Source organism: Alicyclobacillus dauci (assembly GCF_026651605.1).
Classification (GTDB): Bacteria; Bacillota; Bacilli; order Alicyclobacillales; family Alicyclobacillaceae; genus Alicyclobacillus; species Alicyclobacillus dauci.
The window spans coordinates 460563-481883 of record NZ_CP104064.1; the positions used below are offsets into that span (position 1 = coordinate 460563).

39 protein-coding genes are annotated in these 21321 nt (G+C 51.9%); 37 read left to right on the forward strand and 2 right to left on the reverse strand.

Going from position 1 to position 21321, the window contains the following annotated elements; genetic code table 11:
• Positions 1 to 175: 175 nt before the first annotated feature.
• The 37 genes from rpsJ to NZD86_RS02470 all read left to right on the forward strand — a co-directional run bounded on the left by rpsJ (position 176) and on the right by NZD86_RS02470 (position 19589).
• The gene (gene rpsJ / locus NZD86_RS02290; protein WP_268006156.1) at positions 176 to 484 is read left to right on the forward strand and encodes a 30S ribosomal protein S10; all 309 of its coding nucleotides are present in this window, start codon (positions 176 to 178) and stop codon (positions 482 to 484) included.
• A 59-nt stretch (positions 485 to 543) separates the two neighbouring features.
• The gene (gene rplC, locus NZD86_RS02295) at positions 544 to 1173 is read left to right on the forward strand and encodes a 50S ribosomal protein L3 (protein ID WP_268044876.1); all 630 of its coding nucleotides are present in this window, start codon (positions 544 to 546) and stop codon (positions 1171 to 1173) included.
• Positions 1174 to 1198: 25 nt separating this feature from the next.
• Positions 1199 to 1819: a 50S ribosomal protein L4 gene (rplD, locus tag NZD86_RS02300; RefSeq protein ID WP_268044877.1), complete on the forward strand. Its 621-nt coding sequence runs from the start codon at positions 1199 to 1201 to the stop codon at positions 1817 to 1819.
• Positions 1819 to 2106 (forward strand): 50S ribosomal protein L23, encoded by a 288-nt coding sequence (gene rplW / locus NZD86_RS02305; RefSeq protein WP_407655204.1) that lies wholly within the window; start codon positions 1819 to 1821, stop codon positions 2104 to 2106. The genes rplD and rplW overlap by 1 nt, the downstream gene beginning before the upstream one ends.
• 44 nt (positions 2107 to 2150) lie before the next feature.
• On the forward strand, positions 2151 to 2981 hold the full coding sequence (gene rplB, locus NZD86_RS02310) for a 50S ribosomal protein L2 (RefSeq protein ID WP_268044878.1): 831 nt from the start codon (positions 2151 to 2153) through the stop codon (positions 2979 to 2981).
• A 38-nt stretch (positions 2982 to 3019) separates the two neighbouring features.
• Entirely contained in the window at positions 3020 to 3301 is a 282-nt protein-coding gene (gene rpsS, locus NZD86_RS02315) for a 30S ribosomal protein S19 (RefSeq protein ID WP_268044880.1), read from the forward strand.
• Between the two features lie 30 nt (positions 3302 to 3331).
• On the forward strand, positions 3332 to 3682 hold the full coding sequence (gene rplV, locus NZD86_RS02320) for a 50S ribosomal protein L22 (protein WP_268044882.1): 351 nt from the start codon (positions 3332 to 3334) through the stop codon (positions 3680 to 3682).
• Positions 3683 to 3688: 6 nt separating this feature from the next.
• Positions 3689 to 4372: a 30S ribosomal protein S3 gene (gene rpsC / locus NZD86_RS02325; protein ID WP_268044883.1), complete on the forward strand. Its 684-nt coding sequence runs from the start codon at positions 3689 to 3691 to the stop codon at positions 4370 to 4372.
• A 3-nt stretch (positions 4373 to 4375) separates the two neighbouring features.
• Positions 4376 to 4813 (forward strand): 50S ribosomal protein L16, encoded by a 438-nt coding sequence (rplP, locus tag NZD86_RS02330; protein ID WP_268044884.1) that lies wholly within the window; start codon positions 4376 to 4378, stop codon positions 4811 to 4813.
• On the forward strand, positions 4800 to 4997 hold the full coding sequence (gene rpmC, locus NZD86_RS02335) for a 50S ribosomal protein L29 (protein WP_268044885.1): 198 nt from the start codon (positions 4800 to 4802) through the stop codon (positions 4995 to 4997). Before rplP ends, rpmC begins: the two co-directional genes overlap by 14 nt.
• 19 nt (positions 4998 to 5016) lie before the next feature.
• Positions 5017 to 5277 (forward strand): 30S ribosomal protein S17, encoded by a 261-nt coding sequence (gene rpsQ / locus NZD86_RS02340; protein WP_268044887.1) that lies wholly within the window; start codon positions 5017 to 5019, stop codon positions 5275 to 5277.
• Between the two features lie 29 nt (positions 5278 to 5306).
• Positions 5307 to 5675, forward strand: a complete 369-nt coding sequence (gene rplN / locus NZD86_RS02345; protein ID WP_268044889.1) for a 50S ribosomal protein L14 — start codon at positions 5307 to 5309, stop codon at positions 5673 to 5675.
• Positions 5676 to 5721: 46 nt separating this feature from the next.
• On the forward strand, positions 5722 to 6033 hold the full coding sequence (gene rplX, locus NZD86_RS02350; protein ID WP_268046762.1) for a 50S ribosomal protein L24: 312 nt from the start codon (positions 5722 to 5724) through the stop codon (positions 6031 to 6033).
• Positions 6034 to 6061: 28 nt separating this feature from the next.
• The gene (gene rplE / locus NZD86_RS02355; protein WP_268044891.1) at positions 6062 to 6604 is read left to right on the forward strand and encodes a 50S ribosomal protein L5; all 543 of its coding nucleotides are present in this window, start codon (positions 6062 to 6064) and stop codon (positions 6602 to 6604) included.
• Positions 6605 to 6627: 23 nt separating this feature from the next.
• Positions 6628 to 6813: a type Z 30S ribosomal protein S14 gene (locus tag NZD86_RS02360; RefSeq protein ID WP_268044893.1), complete on the forward strand. Its 186-nt coding sequence runs from the start codon at positions 6628 to 6630 to the stop codon at positions 6811 to 6813.
• 27 nt (positions 6814 to 6840) lie between these two features.
• A complete protein-coding gene (gene rpsH / locus NZD86_RS02365; RefSeq protein ID WP_268044894.1) occupies positions 6841 to 7239 on the forward strand; it encodes a 30S ribosomal protein S8 in 399 nt (132 codons plus the stop codon).
• Positions 7240 to 7264: 25 nt separating this feature from the next.
• A complete protein-coding gene (rplF, locus tag NZD86_RS02370; RefSeq protein WP_268044895.1) occupies positions 7265 to 7804 on the forward strand; it encodes a 50S ribosomal protein L6 in 540 nt (179 codons plus the stop codon).
• A 31-nt stretch (positions 7805 to 7835) separates the two neighbouring features.
• On the forward strand, positions 7836 to 8195 hold the full coding sequence (gene rplR / locus NZD86_RS02375) for a 50S ribosomal protein L18 (RefSeq protein ID WP_268044896.1): 360 nt from the start codon (positions 7836 to 7838) through the stop codon (positions 8193 to 8195).
• 21 nt (positions 8196 to 8216) lie between these two features.
• Positions 8217 to 8714, forward strand: coding sequence for a 30S ribosomal protein S5 (gene rpsE, locus NZD86_RS02380; RefSeq protein ID WP_268044897.1), 498 nt, complete (start codon positions 8217 to 8219; stop codon positions 8712 to 8714).
• Between the two features lie 12 nt (positions 8715 to 8726).
• Positions 8727 to 8915 (forward strand): 50S ribosomal protein L30, encoded by a 189-nt coding sequence (rpmD, locus tag NZD86_RS02385; protein WP_268044898.1) that lies wholly within the window; start codon positions 8727 to 8729, stop codon positions 8913 to 8915.
• Between the two features lie 27 nt (positions 8916 to 8942).
• Positions 8943 to 9386 (forward strand): 50S ribosomal protein L15, encoded by a 444-nt coding sequence (gene rplO, locus NZD86_RS02390; protein ID WP_268044899.1) that lies wholly within the window; start codon positions 8943 to 8945, stop codon positions 9384 to 9386.
• 1 nt (position 9387) lies between these two features.
• Positions 9388 to 10671, forward strand: coding sequence for a preprotein translocase subunit SecY (gene secY, locus NZD86_RS02395; protein WP_268044901.1), 1284 nt, complete (start codon positions 9388 to 9390; stop codon positions 10669 to 10671).
• Between the two features lie 25 nt (positions 10672 to 10696).
• Positions 10697 to 11347, forward strand: a complete 651-nt coding sequence (locus NZD86_RS02400) for an adenylate kinase (RefSeq protein ID WP_268044902.1) — start codon at positions 10697 to 10699, stop codon at positions 11345 to 11347.
• 11 nt (positions 11348 to 11358) lie between these two features.
• The gene (locus NZD86_RS02405) at positions 11359 to 11688 is read left to right on the forward strand and encodes a KOW domain-containing RNA-binding protein (RefSeq protein ID WP_268044903.1); all 330 of its coding nucleotides are present in this window, start codon (positions 11359 to 11361) and stop codon (positions 11686 to 11688) included.
• The gene (infA, locus tag NZD86_RS02410; RefSeq protein WP_268044904.1) at positions 11681 to 11899 is read left to right on the forward strand and encodes a translation initiation factor IF-1; all 219 of its coding nucleotides are present in this window, start codon (positions 11681 to 11683) and stop codon (positions 11897 to 11899) included. The genes NZD86_RS02405 and infA overlap by 8 nt, the downstream gene beginning before the upstream one ends.
• Before the next feature lie 60 nt (positions 11900 to 11959).
• Positions 11960 to 12073, forward strand: a complete 114-nt coding sequence (gene rpmJ / locus NZD86_RS02415) for a 50S ribosomal protein L36 (RefSeq protein WP_008339738.1) — start codon at positions 11960 to 11962, stop codon at positions 12071 to 12073.
• Positions 12074 to 12187: 114 nt separating this feature from the next.
• The gene (gene rpsM, locus NZD86_RS02420) at positions 12188 to 12556 is read left to right on the forward strand and encodes a 30S ribosomal protein S13 (RefSeq protein WP_268044905.1); all 369 of its coding nucleotides are present in this window, start codon (positions 12188 to 12190) and stop codon (positions 12554 to 12556) included.
• 17 nt (positions 12557 to 12573) lie between these two features.
• The gene (gene rpsK / locus NZD86_RS02425; protein WP_407655205.1) at positions 12574 to 12984 is read left to right on the forward strand and encodes a 30S ribosomal protein S11; all 411 of its coding nucleotides are present in this window, start codon (positions 12574 to 12576) and stop codon (positions 12982 to 12984) included.
• Between the two features lie 92 nt (positions 12985 to 13076).
• Positions 13077 to 13703 (forward strand): 30S ribosomal protein S4, encoded by a 627-nt coding sequence (rpsD, locus tag NZD86_RS02430; RefSeq protein ID WP_268044906.1) that lies wholly within the window; start codon positions 13077 to 13079, stop codon positions 13701 to 13703.
• A 63-nt stretch (positions 13704 to 13766) separates the two neighbouring features.
• Positions 13767 to 14705 (forward strand): DNA-directed RNA polymerase subunit alpha, encoded by a 939-nt coding sequence (locus tag NZD86_RS02435; RefSeq protein ID WP_268044907.1) that lies wholly within the window; start codon positions 13767 to 13769, stop codon positions 14703 to 14705.
• A 36-nt stretch (positions 14706 to 14741) separates the two neighbouring features.
• Positions 14742 to 15107 (forward strand): 50S ribosomal protein L17, encoded by a 366-nt coding sequence (gene rplQ, locus NZD86_RS02440; RefSeq protein WP_268044908.1) that lies wholly within the window; start codon positions 14742 to 14744, stop codon positions 15105 to 15107.
• Between the two features lie 2 nt (positions 15108 to 15109).
• Positions 15110 to 15901: a tRNA pseudouridine(38-40) synthase TruA gene (truA, locus tag NZD86_RS02445; protein ID WP_326492629.1), complete on the forward strand. Its 792-nt coding sequence runs from the start codon at positions 15110 to 15112 to the stop codon at positions 15899 to 15901.
• 94 nt (positions 15902 to 15995) lie between these two features.
• Positions 15996 to 16439, forward strand: a complete 444-nt coding sequence (gene rplM / locus NZD86_RS02450) for a 50S ribosomal protein L13 (protein WP_268044910.1) — start codon at positions 15996 to 15998, stop codon at positions 16437 to 16439.
• A gap of 15 nt (positions 16440 to 16454) precedes the next feature.
• A complete protein-coding gene (gene rpsI / locus NZD86_RS02455) occupies positions 16455 to 16847 on the forward strand; it encodes a 30S ribosomal protein S9 (protein ID WP_268044912.1) in 393 nt (130 codons plus the stop codon).
• A 195-nt stretch (positions 16848 to 17042) separates the two neighbouring features.
• A complete protein-coding gene (locus NZD86_RS02460) occupies positions 17043 to 17831 on the forward strand; it encodes an N-acetylmuramoyl-L-alanine amidase (RefSeq protein WP_268044914.1) in 789 nt (262 codons plus the stop codon).
• A gap of 64 nt (positions 17832 to 17895) precedes the next feature.
• Positions 17896 to 18432, forward strand: a complete 537-nt coding sequence (locus NZD86_RS02465) for a hypothetical protein (protein WP_268044915.1) — start codon at positions 17896 to 17898, stop codon at positions 18430 to 18432.
• A gap of 44 nt (positions 18433 to 18476) precedes the next feature.
• Positions 18477 to 19589 carry an Mrp/NBP35 family ATP-binding protein gene (locus tag NZD86_RS02470; RefSeq protein ID WP_268044917.1) on the forward strand — a complete coding sequence of 371 codons (1113 nt, stop codon included), beginning with the start codon at positions 18477 to 18479 and terminating at the stop codon, positions 19587 to 19589.
• Positions 19590 to 19728: 139 nt separating this feature from the next.
• On the opposite strand, the gene gerD is transcribed toward NZD86_RS02470, so the two are convergent.
• Both gerD and pdaB read right to left on the reverse strand, forming a co-directional pair.
• Positions 19729 to 20385 carry a spore germination lipoprotein GerD gene (gerD, locus tag NZD86_RS02475; RefSeq protein ID WP_268044918.1) on the reverse strand — a complete coding sequence of 219 codons (657 nt, stop codon included), beginning with the start codon at positions 20383 to 20385 and terminating at the stop codon, positions 19729 to 19731.
• 149 nt (positions 20386 to 20534) lie between these two features.
• A complete protein-coding gene (gene pdaB / locus NZD86_RS02480) occupies positions 20535 to 21272 on the reverse strand; it encodes a polysaccharide deacetylase family sporulation protein PdaB (RefSeq protein ID WP_268044919.1) in 738 nt (245 codons plus the stop codon).
• Between the last annotated feature and the right edge of the window lie 49 nt (positions 21273 to 21321).

A 21321-nucleotide genomic window follows, 5' to 3' on the forward strand; every position in this document is an offset into this window, starting at 1 on the left:
TTTTTAACACTTCTTCTTGCTATCCAGGCGTGGGTCTAGTATAATACCGCATGTTGGTCTTTGACTGCGATGATGCGGAAGGTTGCCTATGTGTCCATAGCCATATGGGATACCGATGGGGGAATTTCCGTGGAGTATGTCCAATCTGAAGTGGGCGATAAAGGAGGGAAAACATATGGCTAAGCAAAAGATCCGCATTCGATTGAAAGCATATGATCACCAGATTCTTGATCAATCGGCTGAACGTATCGTAGATACGGCGAAGCGGTCAGGCGCAAAAGTGTCCGGACCAATACCGTTGCCGACGGAGCGCGAAGTCTACACGATTCTTCGTGCACCGCACAAGTACAAGGACTCGCGTGAGCAGTTTGAAATGCGCACGCATAAGCGTTTGATTGACATTAACAATCCGACGCCGCAAACGGTCGACTCGTTGATGCGTTTGGACTTGCCGTCGGGTGTTGACATCGAAATTAAGTTATAAAAGAACGAAGTGATACACGTGGCGCCGTTGCATTCATCGGTGCTTAGGGAGGTGCAATCATGAAAGGGATTCTCGGTCGCAAGCTGGGTATGACTCAGGTCTTCACGGAAGAGGGTCAAGTCGTACCTGTGACTGTCATTGAAGCTGGTCCGTGCGTGGTGCTACAGAAGCGCGAAACGGCAGTTGACGGTTATGAGGCCATTCAAGTAGGCTTTGCGGACCAAAAACCGCAGCGCGCTACAAAGGCTGAGAAGGGCCACGCTGAAAAGGCTGGCACAGCTCCAAAGCGCTTTGTGCGTGAGTTCCGTGGTGTAGACATGACTGCATACGAAGTGGGTCAACAATTGAAGGCTGACCTGTTCGGTGCGGGTGAAACAGTCGACGTGATCGGTGTGTCGAAAGGTAAAGGCTACGCAGGTCCGATCAAGCGGCATAATCAACATCGTGGTCCTATGAGTCACGGTTCTAAGTATCATCGTGGCGTTGGTTCTTTGGGTCAAATCGCGCCGAACCGCACGTTTAAAGGCCAAACCATGGCTGGTCGTATGGGACATGAGCGTGTGACGGTTCAAAACCTGGAGGTTGTCCGCGTCGATGCTGAAAAGAATATTTTGCTCGTGAAGGGTTCTGTACCTGGGCCGAAAAACTCGTACGTAACTGTTCGTTCTGCAGTGAAGGCTCATCAATAATACGGTTTGAAAGGAGGCAGAAGTGATGCCGACGGTAGCAGTTTATAACACAGCGGGCGAACAGGTGTCCGAATTGGAATTGAATGATCGTGTGTTCGGAGCGCCTGTTCGTTCTGACTTGATGCACCAGGTCGTTCTGCAGTATCTTGCAGCTCGTCGCGCTGGTACGCACAAAGTGAAAAATCGTTCTGAGGTCGCTGGTGGTGGCCGTAAGCCGTGGCGCCAAAAAGGCACGGGTCGCGCACGTCAAGGTAGCACGCGTTCCCCGCAGTGGAAGGGTGGCGGTGTGGTCTTTGGACCAACTCCGCGTTCATACGCCTTCTCAGTGCCGAAAAAAGTTCGCCGCCAAGCTTTATACAGCGCTCTCTCGTCGAAGGTTGCGGATGGCAAGATCATCGTATTGGATGGTCTGAACATCGACGAACCAAAGACGAAGAAAATGGCTTCTGTTCTGAACCAATTCAACCTCAAGAAAGCGTTGATTGTGGACAGCCAGAAGAAGCAACCGGCATTTCTTTCTGCACGCAATATCGAGGGCGTGAAGTACATGGATGCTAACGGTATCAATGTGTACGAACTTCTTCGTCACGAGCACCTCGTTCTCACGAAGGATGCAGTGGCGAAAGTTGAGGAGGTGTTCGCATAATGGATGCGCGGGACCTCATTAAACGCCCTATCATCACCGAACGTTCGACCGAGTTGATGGAAGAGAACAAGTATGTTTTCGAAGTTGACCCGCGTGCGAACAAGGTGGAAATCCGCAAGGCGATCGAAAAATTGTTTGATGTGAAAGTCGAACAAGTCAATACGGTCAATCAGACCGGCAAGTTGAAACGGGTCGGTAAGCACATTGGTCGCACGTCTGATCGCAAGAAGGCTATTGTGAAGCTTGCAGCCGATTCGAATCCAATTAACTTCTTCGGCGAAGCGTAATCGCCGATTCTCTAGATTTTTCTTGAACGAAGGAGGTTGTCAGCGTGGCAATCAAAAAGTATCGCCCGACTTCCCCTGGACGTCGTTTCATGTCCGTCTCGGCGTTCGATGAAGTCACGACAGATACCCCTGAGAAATCGTTGCTTGCCCCACTGAAAAATCGTGCGGGCCGCAACCACCAGGGTAAAATCACGGTCCGTCACCAGGGTGGCGGCCACAAGCGTCGTTACAGAATCATTGATTTCAAACGGAATAAGGATGGCGTGCCGGCTAAGGTCGCAACAATCGAGTATGATCCAAACCGTTCCGCGCGCATTGCTCTCCTTCACTATCTCGATGGTGAAAAGCGCTACATTTTGGCTCCTCATGGCTTGAAAGTGGGCGACATGATCCATTCTGGAACAGACGTTGACATTCGCGTTGGCAATGCGTTGCCCCTCGCGAACATTCCAGTTGGTACGGTTGTACACAACATCGAGTTGAAACCTGGTAAAGGCGGTCAGATGGCTCGCGCAGCTGGTGCATCCGCTCAGCTGATGGCTAAAGAGGGCGTCTATGCAACCCTTCGCTTGGCATCTGGTGAAGTTCGCCGTGTTCGCATTGAGTGCCGTGCAACGGTTGGTCAGGTTGGTAACTTGGATCACGAAAACATCAACATCGGTAAAGCTGGTCGCAGTCGTTGGATGCGCCACCGTCCTACGGTTCGTGGTTCTGTCATGAACCCAGTCGATCACCCACATGGTGGTGGTGAAGGACGCGCTCCAATCGGTCGGAAATCACCGATGTCTCCTTGGGGTAAACCAACCCTCGGTAAGAAGACCCGTAAGAAGAATCACCCGACGGATAAGTACATCGTACGTCGTCGCACAAAGTAAGGTCGAAATGTGGTTTTTAGGAAGGGAGGCACACGCCATTGGCTCGCAGCTTGAAGAAAGGCCCGTTTGTTGACGACCACCTCATGAAGAAGGTTGAAGCACAGAATGCTGCTGGTGACAAGAAAGTCATCAAAACCTGGTCACGTCGGTCCACTATCTTCCCGCAGTTTGTCGGACACACTTTCGCGGTTCATGACGGTCGCAAACATGTGCCGGTTTACGTGAGTGAGGATATGGTTGGTCACAAGCTTGGTGAGTTTGTTCCAACCCGTACGTTTAAGGGTCACGCTGGAGACGAAAAGTCGTCCCGCGCCCGTTAAGAAGACTCGTTAAGTAAGGAGGTTTGATGCATGGAAGCCACACAAACCCGCGCAGTTGCGAAGTACATTCGCATTGCACCTCGCAAAATGCGACTTGTGGTTGACCTCATTCGGGGCAAGGACACTCATGAAGCACTCGCGATTCTGAAGTTTACGCCCCGTGCCGGATCTCCTGTGGTCGAGAAAGTTTTGAAATCGGCCATTGCGAATGCGGAGAACAATCACAACATGAATTCGGATAATTTGTTTGTCAAGGAAGTCTACGTGGACGAAGGTCCGACGTTGAAACGTTTCCACCCTCGTGCACAAGGCCGCGCGTTCAGTATCTTTAAGCGCACAAGCCATGTTACGGTCGTGGTAGCTGAAAAGAAGGAGGGATAACGTACAATGGGTCAGAAGGTTAACCCAGTAGGTCTACGCATTGGCATCATTCGCGACTGGGAAGCGAAATGGTTTGCCAACAAGAAGGATTATCAGGACCTTCTTCATGAGGATCTGAAAATCCGCAACTTCGTTGCGCGCCGCTTGAAGGATGCTGCAGTGTCCTCGGTTGACATCGAGCGTGCTGCAAATCGCATCAACGTGACCGTGCACACGGCGAAACCAGGTATGGTTATCGGTAAGGGCGGTTCGGAAGTTGATTCCTTGCGGAATGACTTGAACCATTTGACAGGCAAGCGTGTCCATATTTCCATCTCGGAAATCAAAGCACCTGACTTGTCTGCTAAGCTGGTTGGTGAAAACATCGCTCAGCAGTTGGAACGTCGTGTATCGTTCCGCCGCGCACTCAAGCAAGCTATCCAACGTTCCATGCGTGCTGGTGCAAAGGGTGTTCGCGTTCAGGTCTCTGGTCGTCTCGGCGGTGCTGAAATTGCGCGTACAGAAGGATACTCGGAAGGAACGGTTCCGCTCCATACGCTGCGTGCTGACATCGACTATGCATTGTCTGAAGCACACACGACCTATGGTCGAATTGGTGTAAAGGTATGGGTTTATCGTGGCGAGGTTCTGCCACAGCGGACACGTACTGCTAACGAGCAGTCACAGGACGCAGCTGAAGGAGGTAAGTAACCGATGTTGATGCCCAAGCGCGTCAAGCATAGAAAAGAGTTTCGCGGTCGCATGAAGGGCGCGTCGAAAGGCGGCAACGAGATCGCGTTCGGTCAGTTCGGGCTTCAAGCGCTCGAGCCAGCGTGGATTACGAACCGCCAAATCGAAGCAGCTCGTATCGCGATGACGCGTTATATGCGTCGTGGCGGTAAGGTCTGGATTAAAATCTTCCCAAGCAAACCGGTTACCCAAAAGCCTGCCGAGACCCGCATGGGTAGTGGTAAAGGTTCACCGGAAAAGTGGGTTGCAGTTGTAAAACCTGGTCGTGTTCTGTTTGAAATCGCAGGTGTAAGTGAAGAGATTGCGCGGGAAGCAATGCGTCTGGCAGCTATGAAGTTGCCGATCAAGACGAAGTTCATTGTCCGCGATGAAGTGGGTGGTGACGCAAATGAAGGCAACTGAGTTGGTCGGTTTGAGCAGTGAAGAGCTCGAGAGCCGCATTGACCAGCTGAAAGATGAGCTGTTCAACCTCCGCTTCCAACTGGCGACGGGTCAATTGGAGAATCCGATGAGGATTCGTCAAGTGCGCAAGGACATCGCACGCGCAAAGACCATTTTGCGTCAGCGTGAATTGGGAATCAGCTAATTTGGAAGGAGGTCACTTCGTGGAACGGAACGAACGCAAGGTTCGCGTCGGGAAAGTGGTTAGCGACAAGATGGATAAGACCATCGTCGTTGCCGTCGAAGAGAATATCAAGCACCGTCTTTACAACAAGACGATTCGTCGTACAAAGAAGTTTAAGGTTCATGATGAGAACAACGAGGCTAAGATCGGTGATACAGTCCGTATTATGGAAACGCGTCCCATCAGCAAAGATAAGCGGTGGCGCTTGACTGAGGTTATCGAGAAAGCTGTAATCATCTGAGGATTGCTTGAGAGAAGGGAGGATGCCGCATGATTCAGCCACAAACGCGACTCGCCGTCGCTGACAACTCAGGTGCGAAAGAGATCATGTGTTTCCGCGTCTTAGGCGGTTCAAACCGTAAGACTGCGAACATCGGCGACATCATTATTGCGTCCGTTAAGAGTGCAACACCCGGTGGCGTTGTCAAGAAGGGCGACGTTGTGAAAGCCGTGGTCGTGCGCAGCAAGCGCGGATTCCGTCGGAATGACGGATCGCACATTCGTTTTGATGAAAATGCAGCGGTGATCATCCGTGAGGATAAAAGCCCGCGCGGTACACGTATTTTCGGGCCAGTCGCTCGTGAATTGCGCGAACGGGACTTCATGAAGATCATCTCGCTGGCGCCGGAAGTATTGTAAGTTGTAAACATCGCGCTCATGTGGGAGGTGCAAAGCTTTGGGTAAGATGCGAGTCAAGACTGGCGATAAAGTTGTTGTCATCGCTGGTAAGGATAAGTCAAAGAGCGGCCGCATTTTGAAGGTGTTCCCGAAGGAACAACGCGTGTTGGTTGAAGGCGTCAATATTGTAAAGCGCCACACAAAACCAAACCCGAGCAATCCGGACGGCGGCATCCTCGAAAAGGAAGCTCCGATTCATGTTTCTAATGTTGCGATTGCTGATCCGAAGACGGGCCAGGCAACTCGTGTAGGATATAAGATCCTGGAAGACGGAACGAAGGTTCGTTACGCTAAAAAGTCTGGCGAAACATTGGAATAAAGTAGCCAGGTGAAGGGAGGTACAACGGTTGGCACGTTTGTATGACACGTATCGTAGTGAAGTTGTGCCGAGCCTGATGAAGCAGTTCTCTTACAAGAACGCCTTGCAGGTTCCGCGCGTTGACAAAGTGATTATCAATTTGGGTTTAGGTGAAGCGACACAAAACGCGAAGGTCATCGATTCAGCTGTCGAAGACCTTACGTTGATTGCGGGGCAAAAGCCCGTTGTAACTCGTGCGAAGAAATCCATCGCTGGTTTCCGCTTGCGGGCTGGGATGCCTATCGGGGCGAAGGTGACCCTTCGTGGTGAGCGCATGTATCACTTCCTCGACAAGCTGATGAACGTGGCACTTCCACGCGTACGCGACTTCCGCGGCGTCAATCCGAAAGCATTTGACGGTCGTGGAAACTATACTTTGGGGCTGCGGGAGCAGTTGATTTTCCCAGAAATCGAATACGACCAAGTTGACAAGGTTCGTGGTATGGAAGTTGTAGTCGTGACAACAGCAAAGACGGACGAAGAAGCGCGTGCATTGCTAACGTCGTTAGGAATGCCATTCCGGAAGTCTTAAAAAGAAGGTTAGGAGGTAGAACCGTGGCGAAAAAGTCGATGATTATAAAAGCACAGCGTCAACCGAAGTTCAGCTCGCGTGCGTATACTCGTTGTCGTGTCTGCGGACGTCCGCACTCGGTATTGCGCAAGTTCGGTATCTGCCGTATCTGCTTCCGTGAGCTGGCATACAAAGGACAGCTGCCGGGCGTTAAGAAAGCTAGTTGGTAAGTTCTTCGGGAAGGAGGGCATTGAACGATGGTAATTTCCGATCCGATTGCGGATATGTTGACGCGGATTCGTAATGCGAACCAAGTGCGTCATGAAAAAGTTGAGATTCCAGGCTCGAACATGAAGCGTGCAATCGCTGAAATCCTCAAGAACGAGGGTTACGTTCGTGATGCGGAATTCGTGGATGACGAGAAACAGGGTATGATTCGCGTTTTCCTCAAGTACGGAAAAGGTCAGGAACGCGTTATCACCGGGTTGAAGCGCATCAGCAAGCCAGGTCTTCGGGTGTATGTCAATAGCGACAACATCCCGCGCGTTCTCGGCGGCTTAGGTGTAGCGATTCTTTCGACATCAAAAGGCATTTTAACGGACCGGGATGCCCGTCAGCAGGGTGTTGGCGGAGAAGTTCTCTGTTACGTTTGGTAATTTTGCTGGATTGGAGGTGTGAGTTATGTCCCGTATTGGACGTAAGGCAATTGCGGTTCCGACAGGAGTCGAAGTGAAACAGGACGGATCAAATCTTCTTGTCAAGGGTCCAAAAGGTCAATTGGAGCGTACGTTGCATCCAGATATGAACCTCGTGATTGAAGACTCCGAGATTCGTGTGGAGCGTCCTAGTGACGACAAGAAGCATAAGGCACTGCATGGTACGACCCGCAGTGTTGTTGCGAACATGGTTGAAGGCGTCACAAATGGCTTCACGAAAAACCTCGATCTCGTCGGCGTCGGTTATCGTGCGAACAAGCAGGGCAACAAGGTTACGTTGTCCCTCGGTTTCTCACATCCGGTTGAACTGCCGGTTGTGGAAGGCATTGAGGTAGAGGTACCGGCACAAACGAAGCTCGTCATTCGCGGTATCGATAAGGAATTGGTCGGATCGTATGCGGCGAAAGTTCGGGAACTTCGTCCACCCGAACCGTATAAAGGTAAAGGGATTCGTTATGAAGGCGAAAACGTACGCCGTAAGGTTGGTAAGACTGGTAAGAAATAATCTACGCGCGTCGTGAAAGGAGTGACTCCGGTTGATTACTAAACCAAATCGCAACGAAGCTCGTAAACGTCGGCATGTACGCGTTCGTGGGCGTGTATCCGGCACGGCAGCTCGTCCGCGACTGAATGTATTTCGTTCCAACAAGCACATCTACGCCCAGTTGGTTGACGATGCCACGGGGAACACGTTGACTAGTGCATCGACCTTGGACAAGGAATTGGAAGGCAACGGCGGCAACGTCGAAGCTGCTCGCAAGGTTGGGGAACTCATCGCTAAGCGCGCCATTGAGAAGGGCCACAAGTCGGTTGTGTTCGATCGCGGCGGATACCTGTATCACGGTCGTATTCAGGCACTTGCTGACGCAGCTCGCGAAGCTGGTCTCGAATTCTAAAACAGAGAGGAAGGTGTTCACGTGCGCATTGATCCAAATCAACTCGAATTGTCCGAACGCGTTGTTGCCGTTAACCGCGTAGCGAAGGTCGTGAAGGGCGGTCGTCGTTTCTCCTTCTCCGCTCTCGTCGTGGTCGGTGACCAGAATGGTTATGTCGGCGCTGGCATGGGTAAAGCACAGGAGGTTCCTGATGCTATACGCAAGGCGATTGACGACGCAAAGAAGAACTTGATTCACGTCCCGATGAAGAAGACGTCCATCCCGCACGAATCACTTGGTCGTTTCGGTGCAGGTCGTGTTCTCATCAAGCCAGCTCCGCAAGGTAGCGGCGTTATCGCTGGCGGCCCGGCACGTGCTGTGCTCGAGTTAGCTGGCATCAAGGACATCGTGACGAAGTCCCTTGGTTCGACAAACCCAATTAACATGGTGCACGCGACGCTCGACGCGTTGAAGCAACTGAAGCGTGCTGACGAAGTAGCTCGTCTTCGCGGCAAGAGTGTCGAAGAAATTCTCGGTTAAGGAGGAGTCAACATGGCAAAGAAGTTAGCGATCACGCTAAAGCGCAGCCCAGTTGGCCGCCCCGAGAATCAACGCAAGACAGCGGTGGCACTTGGACTGACTAAGTTACAACAAACGGTTGTTCGCAGTGACACACCTGTCATTCGCGGGATGGTCAACCGTATTTCACACTTGGTGGAAGTCGTCGAACAAGACGCTTAATTCTTCGAATAAGGAGGTGTCCCTAGGATGCAGTTACATGAACTGAAGGCACAGCCTGGTGCGCGTCACACTCGTAAGCGTGTCGGACGCGGTACCAGTTCTGGCATGGGTAAGACGTCGACGCGCGGTCACAAAGGTCAATGGGCTCGGTCCGGCGGCGGTGTTCGTCCTGGCTTTGAAGGTGGTCAAACACCTCTCTTTCGTCGCTTGCCAAAGCGTGGCTTCAACAACAAGCGTTTTGCGAAGCAGTTCGCAACTGTGAATGTGGAAGCACTGAACGCACTTGAGGCGGGTACCGTAGTAACGCCAGAGCTCTTGCTCGAGCAACGTATCATCCGCGAACCACTGGACGGTTTGAAGGTTCTCGGTACGGGTGACATTCAAGTCAAATTGACGGTTAAAGCGCACGCTTTTTCCACGACCGCGAAGGAAAAGATTGAAGCCGCGGGCGGATCCGTTGAGGTGATTTAACGTGTTGCAGGCCACCTTGAACCTGTGGCGTTTGAAACACCTTCGCAATCGGATTCTGTTTACATTGATGGTAATTGCCGTGTATCGGATTGGGACGTTCATTCCGGTGCCCGGCATGAACGTCAATGCGCTGAATTCAGGGCAAGGAAACAACGCGCTGTTCAGCCTGTTAAACATGTTTTCTGGTGGGGCGTTTTACCGCTTCTCCATCTTTGCCATGAGTGTGACGCCATATATTACGGCGTCCATTATTGTGCAATTGCTGCAATCCGGTGTCATCCCGCGTTTCGAAGAATGGCAAAAGGAAGGCGAATCGGGGCGGCAACGCTTAACACAGATCACTCGCTATTTGACAGTGGGTCTGGGACTTGTGCAAGCAGTGGGGTTCACGTACATGTTCCACCGCAGTAATCTCTTGTTGGTGAACGACTGGTGGTCGTATATCGTCATCGTTCTGACGTTGACGACGGGTGATACACTACTTATGTGGTTCGGCGAAATGATTACCGAAAAGGGTGTCGGCAACGGCATCTCGATTCTCATCTTCGTCGGTATCCTTTCGAGGTTTTCGGGCCTTGGGCAAGATGTTTACACGAAGTGGTTCATGGGACAATCAAACCACCTGTTCCTCAGTATCCTCAAGGTTCTGCTGTTGCTGGCTGGGATTGTCGTCGTCTTCGCCTTGATTGTCTACGTACAGCAGGCAGAACGAAAGGTCCCCATTCAATATGCGAAACGTGTTGTCGGTCGCACCGTATATAGCGGCCAGCAGAGCTATATTCCAATTAAGGTGATTGCAGCTGGCGTGATTCCGGTGATTTTTGCAGTGTCGCTGTTGATTCTGCCATACACCATCGCGTCGTACTTCCAGACACATTCGTGGGCGGCGTTCATCCTTCGGTACCTCAGTCCGAATACAGGCTGGTACATGGCACTTGAAGTGGTGCTCATCATCGCCTTCTCGTTTTTCTATACGCATGTGCAACTCAATCCGCAGCAAATGGCGGAGCAGCTTCAAAAGCATGCCGGGTTCATCCCGGGCGTACGCCCCGGCTACGACACGGAACTGTACATTGTGAAGGTCATCAATCGCGTGACAGTGTTCGGATCGGTCTTTCTGGGGGTCATCTCTATATTGCCGTACCTTCTGCTAAATGGCATCGGCCTCACATCGTTCCAGCTTGGCGGCACGTCGCTGATCATCCTGGTTGGCGTTGCGATGCAGACCATGCAGCAGATGGAAGGTCAGTTATTACAACGGCAGTATCGAGGATTCATTCGATAAAGAGCTCGAACAAGGGGGATAAAAGGTGCAAGTGATACTCGTTGGCCTTCCCGGTGCAGGGAAGGGCACCCAAGCCGAACGAATTCAGTCGGATTTCGGTATCCCGCACATTTCGACCGGAGACATGTTCCGGCGCGCTGTAGCATCTGGAGGCGAACTCGGCAAGCAAGTGCAGTCCTACTTGGACAGTGGTCGACTTGTTCCAGACGAGATCACCATTGCGGTGGTGCGGGAACGCCTCAAGGCAGAGGATGCACAGCGTGGGTTCTTGTTAGATGGATTTCCTCGGACCCTCGAACAAGCAGGAGCACTGGACGCGATGCTGAATGAGCTTCATCGGCCACTTGATGCAGTGCTGTACATTCACGTGCATGAGAATGTTCTTCTCGCGAGACTCACGGGACGACGCATCTGTCGATCCTGTGGAGCAACTTATCACACAGTATTTCAGCCGCCCCAAGTGGAGGGTGTCTGTGATAAGTGTGGAGGGGAACTCTACCAACGCCCGGATGACACGGAAGCGGCGGTCAAGACCAGACTTGAGCAATATCAGCAAACGGCCCCTCTGATTGATTACTACAAGGAGCGCGGCGTGCTTTATCAAGTCGAGGGCGAACAGCCCATTGATAAGGTTCACGCTGACGTGAAGGCCGTTTTACAGCCTTTTGTGAGGTGACTCTTGCGACTATGAGCGTACCCCGAGACTTACCCCCTGTAGGTAGCGTCGTTGAGGTGATTCAAGGCCGCGACGCCGGACTTGTAGCGGTGGTGGTTGGGCATGCGGATGAGCGATTTCTTTTCATTGCGGACGGATCGATGCGTCGATCCGATAAGCCGAAGAAGAAGAACATATCGCATGTTCGCAAGATGGCGTATGTCGCGCAGGACGTTGCTGAGAAAATCAAACTGGACGGACGAGTGAACAATGCACAGTTGCGATACGCAATCCGTAAGTTCGTGGAAGAACGGTTGGTAGTAGCACAAGAGAGTGCAGAAGGAGGCGCGGTGAGTGGCTAAAGACGATGTGATCGAAGTCGAAGGCAAAGTCATTGAGCCTTTGCCAAACGCGATGTTTCGTGTCGAGCTTGAAAACGGACATAAGATTTTGGCGCATGTGTCCGGCAAGATTCGGATGCACTACATCAAAATCTTGCCTGGTGATAGAGTAACGGTCGAATTGTCACCGTATGATTTGACACGTGGAAGGATTACCTACCGTTACAAGTGACAATAGACTGGTATTCCACTTCAATATGCGGTATGATACCGCAAGTGAGGAGGGTTCTAGATGAAAGTACGGCCTTCTGTCAAGCCAATGTGTGAGAAATGCAAAGTCATTCGTCGCAAAGGCAACGTGATGGTCATCTGTGAAAACCCTAAACACAAGCAACGCCAAGGCTAAGCGGGGCGTTCTTTTAGGATGTTTCATCCACGATTTGCAGCGCGGCTGAAACCCTTTTGGGTCTGCAATCGTGTTTCTATAGATTTGATGAATATTTGGAGGTGGACAGACAGCATGGCTCGTATTGCCGGCGTCGATTTGCCGCGTGATAAGCGCGTGGAAGTCGGCTTGACGTATATCTTTGGCATCGGTCGTACAACGTCAAACAAGATTTTGGCGGAGACCGGTATTGATCCAAACCGTCGTGTAAATGAGTTGACGGAAGACGAAGTGATTCGTCTCCGTGACCAGATTGATAAGACTGTTAAAGTAGAAGGCGATTTGCGTCGTGAAATCGCCATGAACATTAAACGGTTGACGGAAATCGGCAGCTACCGTGGTGTTCGCCACCGTCGTGGTTTGCCAGTTCGCGGTCAACGGACAAAGACCAATGCACGTACACGTAAAGGTCCTCGTCGTACGGTTGCAGGTAAGAAGAAGTAATTAGGGAGGTGTAACGCTTGGCAAATGTGAAGCAACGCCGTGGTACGGCTGCTGCGCGTCCACGCCGTCGCGATCGGAAAAACGTCGAAGCTGGTGTGGCGCACATCCGTTCCACATTCAACAATACAATCGTCAGCATCACGGATCCGTCCGGTGCTGTTATTTCGTGGTCGAGTGCTGGTAACGTGGGCTTTAAAGGCTCCCGTAAGAGCACACCTTATGCCGCTCAAATGGCTGCTGAAACTGCGGCACGTACGGCTATGGAACACGGTATGAAGAGCGTAGAAGTGACCGTAAAGGGTCCTGGCGCTGGTCGTGAAGCTGCTATTCGTGCACTGCAAGCTGCTGGGCTCGAAGTTGCAGGTATTCGTGACGTTACGCCGATTCCGCACAACGGTTGCCGCCCGCCAAAACGTCGTCGCGTTTGATGACGAGGTGCGGCTGAATAAAGTAATTTAAACGAGTTTTGCTCGTTTTATGCATCGTGGGTATACAAGAAATTGGAGGTGTCAAGACTAGAATGGCAAGATACACAGGTCCAGTGTGCCGCCTGTGCCGTCGCGAGGGCATTAAGCTTTACTTGAAGGGCGATCGCTGCTTCAGTGAAAAGTGTGCCATCGACCGGCGCCCATATGCACCTGGTCAACATGGACAAGGTCGTAAACGCACATCGGAGTACGGCTCACAATTGCGTGAAAAGCAAAAGGCTCGCCGTTACTACGGTGTTTTAGAAAATCAATTTGGACGCTACTACGAGGAAGCAGCTCGCCGTCGCGGTGTCACAGGTGAAAACCTGCTTGAACTGCTCGAGAGCCGTCTTGACAACGTGGTTTACCGTTTGGGCTTTGCAGCTTCTCGCGCAGAAGCTCGTCAGTTGGTCCGTCACGGCCACTTCAATGTCAATGGACGTCGTGTTGATATCCCATCCTACCTCGTTCGTGAAGGCGACGTGATTGCGGTTCGTGAAAAGAGCCGTGAAGCGGGTCGCGTAAAGGAATTGGTGGAACTGTTGGGTACTCGCACCATCCCGGCTTGGCTCGAAATGGATGCCGAAAATCTTTCCGGTAAGGTTTTGCGTAAACCTGCTCGTGAGGAGATCGACACGCCAATCGAAGAGCAAATGATCATCGAGCACTACTCGCGGTAATTCGGTTGCATGACAGGCACGGATGAACCGGCCGGTTCCGAGCGTCGACAAGGAGGATTATGAATGATTGAAATAGAGAAGCCGCGGATTGAGATTGTCGAACAGACAGAGGACTACGGGAAGTTTGTCTGCGAGCCTCTGGAGCGTGGCTACGGCACGACGTTCGGAAACTCTTTACGGCGTATTTTGCTGTCCTCCATTCCAGGGGCGGCTGTCCGCTCAGTGAAGATCGAGGGCGTTTTGCATGAGTTTGCCACAATTCCAGGCGTCGTTGAAGACGTCACCGAAGTCATTCTCAATCTCAAACGGCTCTCGCTCAAAATTCACTCCGACGAAGAGAAGATCTTGATTATCGACGCGGATCATCCGGGAGCAATCACCGCCGCCGACATTCGAGCCGATTCGGATGTTGACATCATGAATCCGGACTTGCACATCGCGACGTTGACCGAAGGCGCGCGTGTTTATATGGAATTGCGCGCTGGTCGGGGCCGCGGCTATGTGCCTGCGCATCGCAACAAACCGGACGAACAGGAAATTGGCTTAATTCCAATCGACTCATTGTACTCGCCAATTTCGCGTGTAAACTTCGGAGTCGAGAACACGCGGGTTGGTCAAGTGACTGACTACGATAAGCTCACGCTGGAAGTTTGGACGGACGGAAGTGTTGCGCCAGACGAAGCGGTGAGCGTCGGGGCGAAGATTCTCACGGATCATCTCATGCTCTTCGTAGGGCTGACTGATCGCGGTAAAGATACCGACATGATGGTCGAAAAGGAAAGTACGCAGAACGATCGCGTGATGGATATGCCAATTGAAGAACTGGACTTGTCGGTCCGTTCGTACAATTGCTTGAAGCGCGCTGGAATCAATACAGTGGCAGAACTCTGCTCACGTTCTGAGGAAGAAATGATGAAGGTGCGCAACTTGGGACGGAAGTCTCTCGAAGAGGTTGTCGAGAAGCTGGAAGGCCTGGGTCTGGGTCTGCGCGACGACGACTGAGCACTTTTGACGTCTCTGGCGAAGGAGGGAAATGAAGTGGCTTACCGTAAACTGAATCGTACATCTTCCAATCGCAAGGCTTTGTTTCGTAGCTTGGTAACGGACCTGTTTCTCTACGAAAAGATCCAAACGACGGAAGCAAAGGCGAAAGAACTTCGTTCTATCGCTGATAAATTGATCACCTTGGCAAAACGAGGCGACTTGCACGCTCGTCGTCAAGTGGCACAATTCGTCCGCCGCGAACAGCTTGAGGGTGAGAACGCTCAAGACGCTATTCAGAAACTGTTTGGTGACATTGCACCCCGTTTCCAGGAGCGCAATGGTGGATATACTCGAATTGTAAAAATCGGACCTCGTCGTGGTGACGCAGCTCCGATGGTACTCATCGAACTCGTTCAATGAGTATGAAGAGCCAAGAGAGCCGTGGAGGACGAATTCGCCTTGTCGTTGCGTACGACGGGGCCGACTTCCACGGCTTTGCTCGTCAACAGGGTCTCCGCACAGTTCAAGGCGTTCTCGAGGATACCCTCTCCAACATGCTTCAAGTCCCTATTCTGGTCCATGGATCGGGAAGAACAGACAAGGGCGTACATGCACGCGCACAGGTCGTGCACTGGGACCAGCCATACGGGCCCCCGGCGGATCGTGTCGTGCACGTTCTCAGGAACCGTTTGCCGGCTGACATCATCCCAATCCAGGCTCGAGAAGTGGACTCCGAGTTCCACGCTCGCTTCTCCGTCGTTCGCAAGACATACCGCTATGCGTTGTATCGCAAACCCATTCCTGATGTGTTTACGTATCGCTTTTCCTGGCACGTTGCAGAGCCGCTCAACCTCGCACAAATGCGGCTTGCTGCCAGCGAGTTGGTCGGCGAGCACGATTTCACGAGTTTTTGCGCGGTCGCTGCACCACAGGAGAACAAAGTCCGACGGATTTATCGTGTGGAACTTCAGGAGGACCGGGATGGAAACCTGTATGTCTTTTGCGAAGGCAGCGGATTTCTGCAATACATGGTACGCATCATTGTCGGCACCTTGGTGGATGTCGGGCTGGGTTCGATAAATGCGGACGCGATGCCGGCTATTCTGGCCGCTCGTGATCGGGCAGCGTCTGGTCGAACCGCACCACCCCACGGGTTGTGTCTGTGGAATGTCGAATATCCAACTGTTTACGGCGGAAGAGTACTTGATCTGTGACACGATTTGTAATAGAATAATGCAGGTATATTTGACCCCATGGACTCCCCGTTACCGTCTACTGGTCAAATCACTGATTCGGAGGGAATCACTCATGCGTACGACGTATATGGCTAAGCCAGGCAGCGTTGAACGCAAGTGGTACGTCATCGATGCTACTGGCTGGCGTGTAGGCCGTTTGGCCACCCACATTGCGTCCATTCTGCGTGGTAAGCATAAACCTGAATTTACACCGCACATTGACACTGGCGACTTTGTTGTCGTCATCAATGCGGATAAAGTGGAGTTTACCGGTAAGAAGCTTCAAGATAAGAAGTACTATCGTCACTCTGGTTATCCGGGTGGCTTGAAAGAAACCACAGCTGCTGAGATGCTTGCAAAGCACCCGGAGCGCGTTCTCTACTATGCAGTACGTGGCATGTTGCCGCACAACACATTGGGCCGTCAACAGCTCACGAAGTTCAAAGTGTATGCGGGTCCAGAACATCCGCATGAAGCTCAGAAGCCAGTGCCTTATACGCCTGGTAACATGGAATAAGGGGGGGACAGAAACATGGCTCGTTTACAGTACATGGCAACTGGGCGACGCAAAACGTCTGTCGCTCGCGTACGCTTGATTCCTGGGGATGGTAACATCTCCGTCAACAAGCGCAACATGGATGACTATTTTGGTCTTGAAACCTTGAAACTGATCGTCAAGCAGCCAATGCTGTTGACTGAAACGCTTGGTCAATATGACGTTCATGCAAACGTCTATGGCGGCGGTATTTCTGGTCAAGCCGGTGCGATTCGTCACGGGATCGCTCGTGCACTCTTGAAGGTTGACCCGGAACTTCGTTCGACGTTGAAGAAGGCTGGCCTTCTCACGCGCGATGCCCGCATGAAGGAACGTAAGAAGTACGGCTTGAAAGCAGCTCGCCGTGCGCCTCAGTTCTCGAAGCGCTAATTATTTCAGACAACGGATGCCGTTCGTTGGCCCATGGTTCGTCCATGGGTCGGGGAACGGCATTTTTGTTTTTCGCCGCGATGTAGGTCTCGCCGTCTGTTCGCTACCCCGGAGCCCGCTCCTCATGAAAAGGTTGTTCTCTGCGCAACTTAAGACAGTCTGCACACTCGTAATTTGATTGGAGCGTGACAAACTGTGCATAGTCGGAAAGCGATATTGTCCGCTGTCGCCATCGCTCTTTTCAGTATGGTCGTGGTCAACTTGCTTCCCATAGACAGAGTATCCGCGACGGCTGTTTCTACGGAGCAAAGTGAAGGACAGGCTGAGGAGCCGAATTCCGAGAAAAGTTCGCCTGTCGTAGAGAATAGTCTATATGGTAGGACCATTGTTGTTGACGCAGGCCATGGAGGAAGAGATTCCGGTGCGCGCGGCATCGGCGGGGTTCAGGAAAAGGATATTAACTTGAGCGTCGCTCAGGCACTGGTAAGGTATTTGCACGAGGCAGGCGCGACCGTGATTACAACGAGAACAACGGATACCGATCTCGCCACAGAATCTGACCGCCTACAGAAACGTAGACACCTCGGAGATTTGAAAGGCCGTCTCGGTGTTGTCCGGGAGCAGCCGATCGACGCCTTTGTCTCCATTCACTGCAATGCTGCGCCGTCTCCTGACTGGTGCGGCGCTCAGGTGCTGTACTTGCACAAGAACGATGACGGGCAGCGCTTGGCCAAAACCATGCAGGAGACGTTTCAGGAGACGTTGTTACCGACGCGTCGATCCATTCAGTCAAATCGTACGTTGTACCTCTTAAAGCGGGTCAAGGGTCCCACAATTTTAGCGGAAATCGGGTTTATCACGAACCCGACCGAGGCAAGCTGGTTACAGAGACCTGTGTATCAAGACAAGGTCGCGTTTGCCATGTACCTTGCACTGACGCGGTACTTTAACGAATCACCTTCTGAACCGGACGATGGTCAGTGATTAGAAGCGCCAGTGTTGTCGATTTCCCAGTTGTCGTGATGTTGTTTGGTAAGGAGATGACTGAGTGAGTTCCTCTCGTAGACGTCGGGGAGCTTTTCACGGACGGCTCATACTGGCTTCGAGTACGCTCTTGTTCTTGGCATGCAACACCATCAGCCTTTCCGCACATGCACAACAACTTAGGTTGAATGTGATACATGTCAACGCGGCGAAGGAAAAGCGCTTGATACTCGCCACGACAGGAGATAAGTGGTTTGGGAAAGACATCTTTCAGGTGACGAATGTTTCCTCGGAGACGCTCACCAGCGTCTCCTTAGTGTCGTGGAGCAATGAGTTGTTGCCCATTTTGTACGTGGGTCTTAAGGCGCCTGCCAAATGGCCGGACAGCTCGAACGAGCTCCTACATCCACCTTATGAGCTGGAGCCAGGGCAGTCTCTGTGGTTTGTTGGACCCCATGCCCCGCCCGTTAAGTTTGCCCTGAACTGGCTGCACGATGGACAGCCTCAATATGAGATCATTGAAGCGGACACTCCTCGGCATAACGCTACAAAACCAGCAAATGAAGGTTCACCGGGCAGTTTGGTTTCCGGTGTCGAATGATGTACACTTGTTGAGAGAATGCGGTCATGCGGGAGGAGATTTGCGTGGTCACCAAGGAACAAGTATTAGAAGTTCTCCGGGATGTAGAAGATCCCGAGGTGCATAAAAGTATTGTCGAATTGGACATGGTTCAGGAGATTGAAATTGAAGAACATCGAGTCAGCGTGGAAGTGTTGCTGACGATTCGTGGGTGTCCGCTTCGGACCGTGATCGAACAAGATGTCCAAGAGCGTTTGCTCACGCTGCCGGGGATTACCGATGCCGAAGTGAAAATCGGGCACATGAGCGACGAACAACGTGCGGCGTTTGCCTCTAAGTTACGCGGTCATGGCGGGCAGCCTGCAGGCGGGCAAGGGGCACAGCAACAACAGCAAAACGTGCCACCGCTGCTGCGTGGGGATAGACCTGTGCAATTCTTGGCCGTTGCTTCAGGCAAAGGTGGAGTGGGTAAGTCAACGGTGACCGCTAATTTGGCGATTGCACTTGCCAAGCAAGGCATCCGTGTAGCACTGATTGATGCGGACATCTATGGTTTCAGCATTCCGGCTATTTTTGGTGTCCAGGAACAGAAGCCGACGGTTATCGATGAGTTGATCATTCCCATTGAAGTGAAAGGCGTAAAGCTGATTTCCATGCAGTTCTTTGTACCAAAAGACACGCCAGTTGTCTGGCGCGGCCCGATGCTGGGTAAGATGTTGCGAAACTTCTTTGGCCAAGTACACTGGGGCGACGTTGACGTCGTGTTGCTGGATCTTCCGCCTGGTACGGGGGATATGGCACTTGATATTCACACGCTGTTGCCGAATAGCAAGCAGCTCATTGTGACGACACCGCAGGCGGCTGCTGCAGACGTGGCTGTTCGTGCTGGATTAATGGGTGTCCGGACAAACCACGAAGTCATTGGCGTTGTGGAGAATATGGCGTATTACCAATGTGATGTATGTGACGAACCCGCCTACATTTTCGGGCGTGGCGGTGGAGCAAAAGTGGCTGACCAGTTGAAAACCGACCTGATTGCGGAAATCCCAATCGCCAACTTGGATAAGCAAAAGGATGCACTCTTCGGTGAAGATTCATTGCAAGGGGCCGCTTACAAACAGCTTGCAACCCGCGTCGGGGAACGTCTCGGTCTCAAAGCGAAACAATTACAAAGATAAGCCGACCATATGGATACGCAAACATAAATAGGTAGGAAAAGCCACCGTCTCTCGCTCAGAGGGCGGTGCTTTTTTCGTACATAACGAACGGGCCGCCTGTCAGCGCACGGTCTTTCACGCTATGAGGACGGCCCGCGATTTAACTGCTCTTACCACCCGAGTCAGACGATCCGCCACCGCCACCGCCGGAACTCCCTCCAGACTGACCTCCGCCGCCACCTTGGCCTTTTTGCATGGACTGTTGAACGGCTTTCTGGACGGCGCTCTCAAACTTCATCTGGAACCCCGGAGAGCTCATCGATTGCAGTATAAGATTCTGCAGGTTCTGTCGGAATTGGGGGCCTTGCATCAGGGTCTGTAGATTTTGATTAAAGTCGTTTGACTTTAACAACACCAACATATCCTGCTGAAAGGACGGTTCTTTCATCAACTGTTGAACGGTTGCTTTCAATTGCGGTTGAGCAGCCTGTGCCAATGCAGCTGCAAATTTAGGGTCCTTGGCGCTTTCGGTGAGAAATTGCTGTGTCTTATTCGATTCTATGGACTTCGTCAGCGCTTGCTGAACGTCTTGTTGCGATACAATCATTTCATTCTTGAACGTCGGATCTTTCAACGTATCCATGAGTGCAGTTTTGCCGTCTTTCGAGTTCAGAATATCGATGACCATTTGCTTCGTCTGACTATAGCTCGGGTTGCCGGCACCGCTCACGTCTGCACTGGCGTTGGGAGTTCCACAACCAGTCGCGGCCATCACGGTGAGGGACAACACGGAAAGTATGACGGTTTGTTTGCTCACGGTAGCCCCCCCGATCGCTTTCGTTTATCGAGATCAGTATGTGATGGACGGAGGCACTCTATCCAATTGAACCCTGGTTTGTCTGGGTAGATTCGGTACGGTATGATGAATCCGAAGCAAGAAGGCCGCGGTTACCCGCGGCGTGGTCATTACTGGACTTTCGATGAAACGCTTGCATTTGACAGCAGTTCGGACACCGTGACGAATTGGTACCCCTGTTTGCGCAGGTTGTCGAGAATCTGCGGCAAGGCTTCAACGATTTGTTTGGACGAGTCACTCGCGTGCATCAAGATGATATCGCCTGGCACCACGCGTTTTGTCACACGCGTGACGATATTCTGTACCCCTGGATTTTTCCAGTCGAGTGAGTCCGTGTTCCATTGGATAACCTTGTACCCCATGCCGTTCAGGCACCCAATCACGCGTGGGTTAAAGTCACCGTTTGGCGTCCGGATGAGTTTGGTTTTCACGCCGGTAACTTGATGAATCGATTTCTCTGATAATTGAACCTGTTCGCGAATCCAACTGTCAGGGTAGTTCGAGAAGTCCTTGTGCAAGTTGCCGTGGTTGCCAATCTCATAGCCCATGTCCTTGATTTGCTTTGCGATCTCGGGGTGGCGAAGCGTCCATGGACCGCTTAGGAAGAACGTGGCTTTTTTAACTTGCTGTTTCTTGAGTACTTCGAGAACGGGTTCCGGGACTTTGTTGCCCCAGGAGATATCAAAAGTGAGTGCGACGAGCTTTTTGTCTGTTTCGACTTTGTAGATGGCTTTCGGCTTCACGTCGGTATTCGCTTTTGTAACCGGTGTCCCCGTCACAAAGATGGTCGCTGCGGTAAATACAAGCGTGATCGCTGAGAACAGTAGTGTGCGTTTTAATCGCAACATAGCAGAAGAACCCCCTTTTATTCTGTGAAAAGTGTTTGCGACTAGGCAC

Coding starts and splice junctions, on each gene's coding strand:
- rpsJ (WP_268006156.1), top strand. CDS start 176: ATGGCTAAGCAAAAGATCCGCATTCGATTGAAAGCATATGATCACCAG.
- rplC (WP_268044876.1), top strand. CDS start 544: ATGAAAGGGATTCTCGGTCGCAAGCTGGGTATGACTCAGGTCTTCACG.
- rplD (WP_268044877.1), top strand. CDS start 1,199: ATGCCGACGGTAGCAGTTTATAACACAGCGGGCGAACAGGTGTCCGAA.
- rplW (WP_407655204.1), top strand. CDS start 1,819: ATGGATGCGCGGGACCTCATTAAACGCCCTATCATCACCGAACGTTCG.
- rplV (WP_268044882.1), top strand. CDS start 3,332: ATGGAAGCCACACAAACCCGCGCAGTTGCGAAGTACATTCGCATTGCA.
- rpsC (WP_268044883.1), top strand. CDS start 3,689: ATGGGTCAGAAGGTTAACCCAGTAGGTCTACGCATTGGCATCATTCGC.
- rplP (WP_268044884.1), top strand. CDS start 4,376: ATGTTGATGCCCAAGCGCGTCAAGCATAGAAAAGAGTTTCGCGGTCGC.
- rpmC (WP_268044885.1), top strand. CDS start 4,800: ATGAAGGCAACTGAGTTGGTCGGTTTGAGCAGTGAAGAGCTCGAGAGC.
- rplN (WP_268044889.1), top strand. CDS start 5,307: ATGATTCAGCCACAAACGCGACTCGCCGTCGCTGACAACTCAGGTGCG.
- rplX (WP_268046762.1), top strand. CDS start 5,722: ATGCGAGTCAAGACTGGCGATAAAGTTGTTGTCATCGCTGGTAAGGAT.
- rpsH (WP_268044894.1), top strand. CDS start 6,841: ATGGTAATTTCCGATCCGATTGCGGATATGTTGACGCGGATTCGTAAT.
- rplF (WP_268044895.1), top strand. CDS start 7,265: ATGTCCCGTATTGGACGTAAGGCAATTGCGGTTCCGACAGGAGTCGAA.
- rpmD (WP_268044898.1), top strand. CDS start 8,727: ATGGCAAAGAAGTTAGCGATCACGCTAAAGCGCAGCCCAGTTGGCCGC.
- rplO (WP_268044899.1), top strand. CDS start 8,943: ATGCAGTTACATGAACTGAAGGCACAGCCTGGTGCGCGTCACACTCGT.
- NZD86_RS02405 (WP_268044903.1), top strand. CDS start 11,359: ATGAGCGTACCCCGAGACTTACCCCCTGTAGGTAGCGTCGTTGAGGTG.
- rpmJ (WP_008339738.1), top strand. CDS start 11,960: ATGAAAGTACGGCCTTCTGTCAAGCCAATGTGTGAGAAATGCAAAGTC.
- rpsM (WP_268044905.1), top strand. CDS start 12,188: ATGGCTCGTATTGCCGGCGTCGATTTGCCGCGTGATAAGCGCGTGGAA.
- rpsD (WP_268044906.1), top strand. CDS start 13,077: ATGGCAAGATACACAGGTCCAGTGTGCCGCCTGTGCCGTCGCGAGGGC.
- NZD86_RS02435 (WP_268044907.1), top strand. CDS start 13,767: ATGATTGAAATAGAGAAGCCGCGGATTGAGATTGTCGAACAGACAGAG.
- truA (WP_326492629.1), top strand. CDS start 15,110: ATGAAGAGCCAAGAGAGCCGTGGAGGACGAATTCGCCTTGTCGTTGCG.
- rplM (WP_268044910.1), top strand. CDS start 15,996: ATGCGTACGACGTATATGGCTAAGCCAGGCAGCGTTGAACGCAAGTGG.
- rpsI (WP_268044912.1), top strand. CDS start 16,455: ATGGCTCGTTTACAGTACATGGCAACTGGGCGACGCAAAACGTCTGTC.
- pdaB (WP_268044919.1), bottom strand. CDS start 21,272: ATGTTGCGATTAAAACGCACACTACTGTTCTCAGCGATCACGCTTGTA.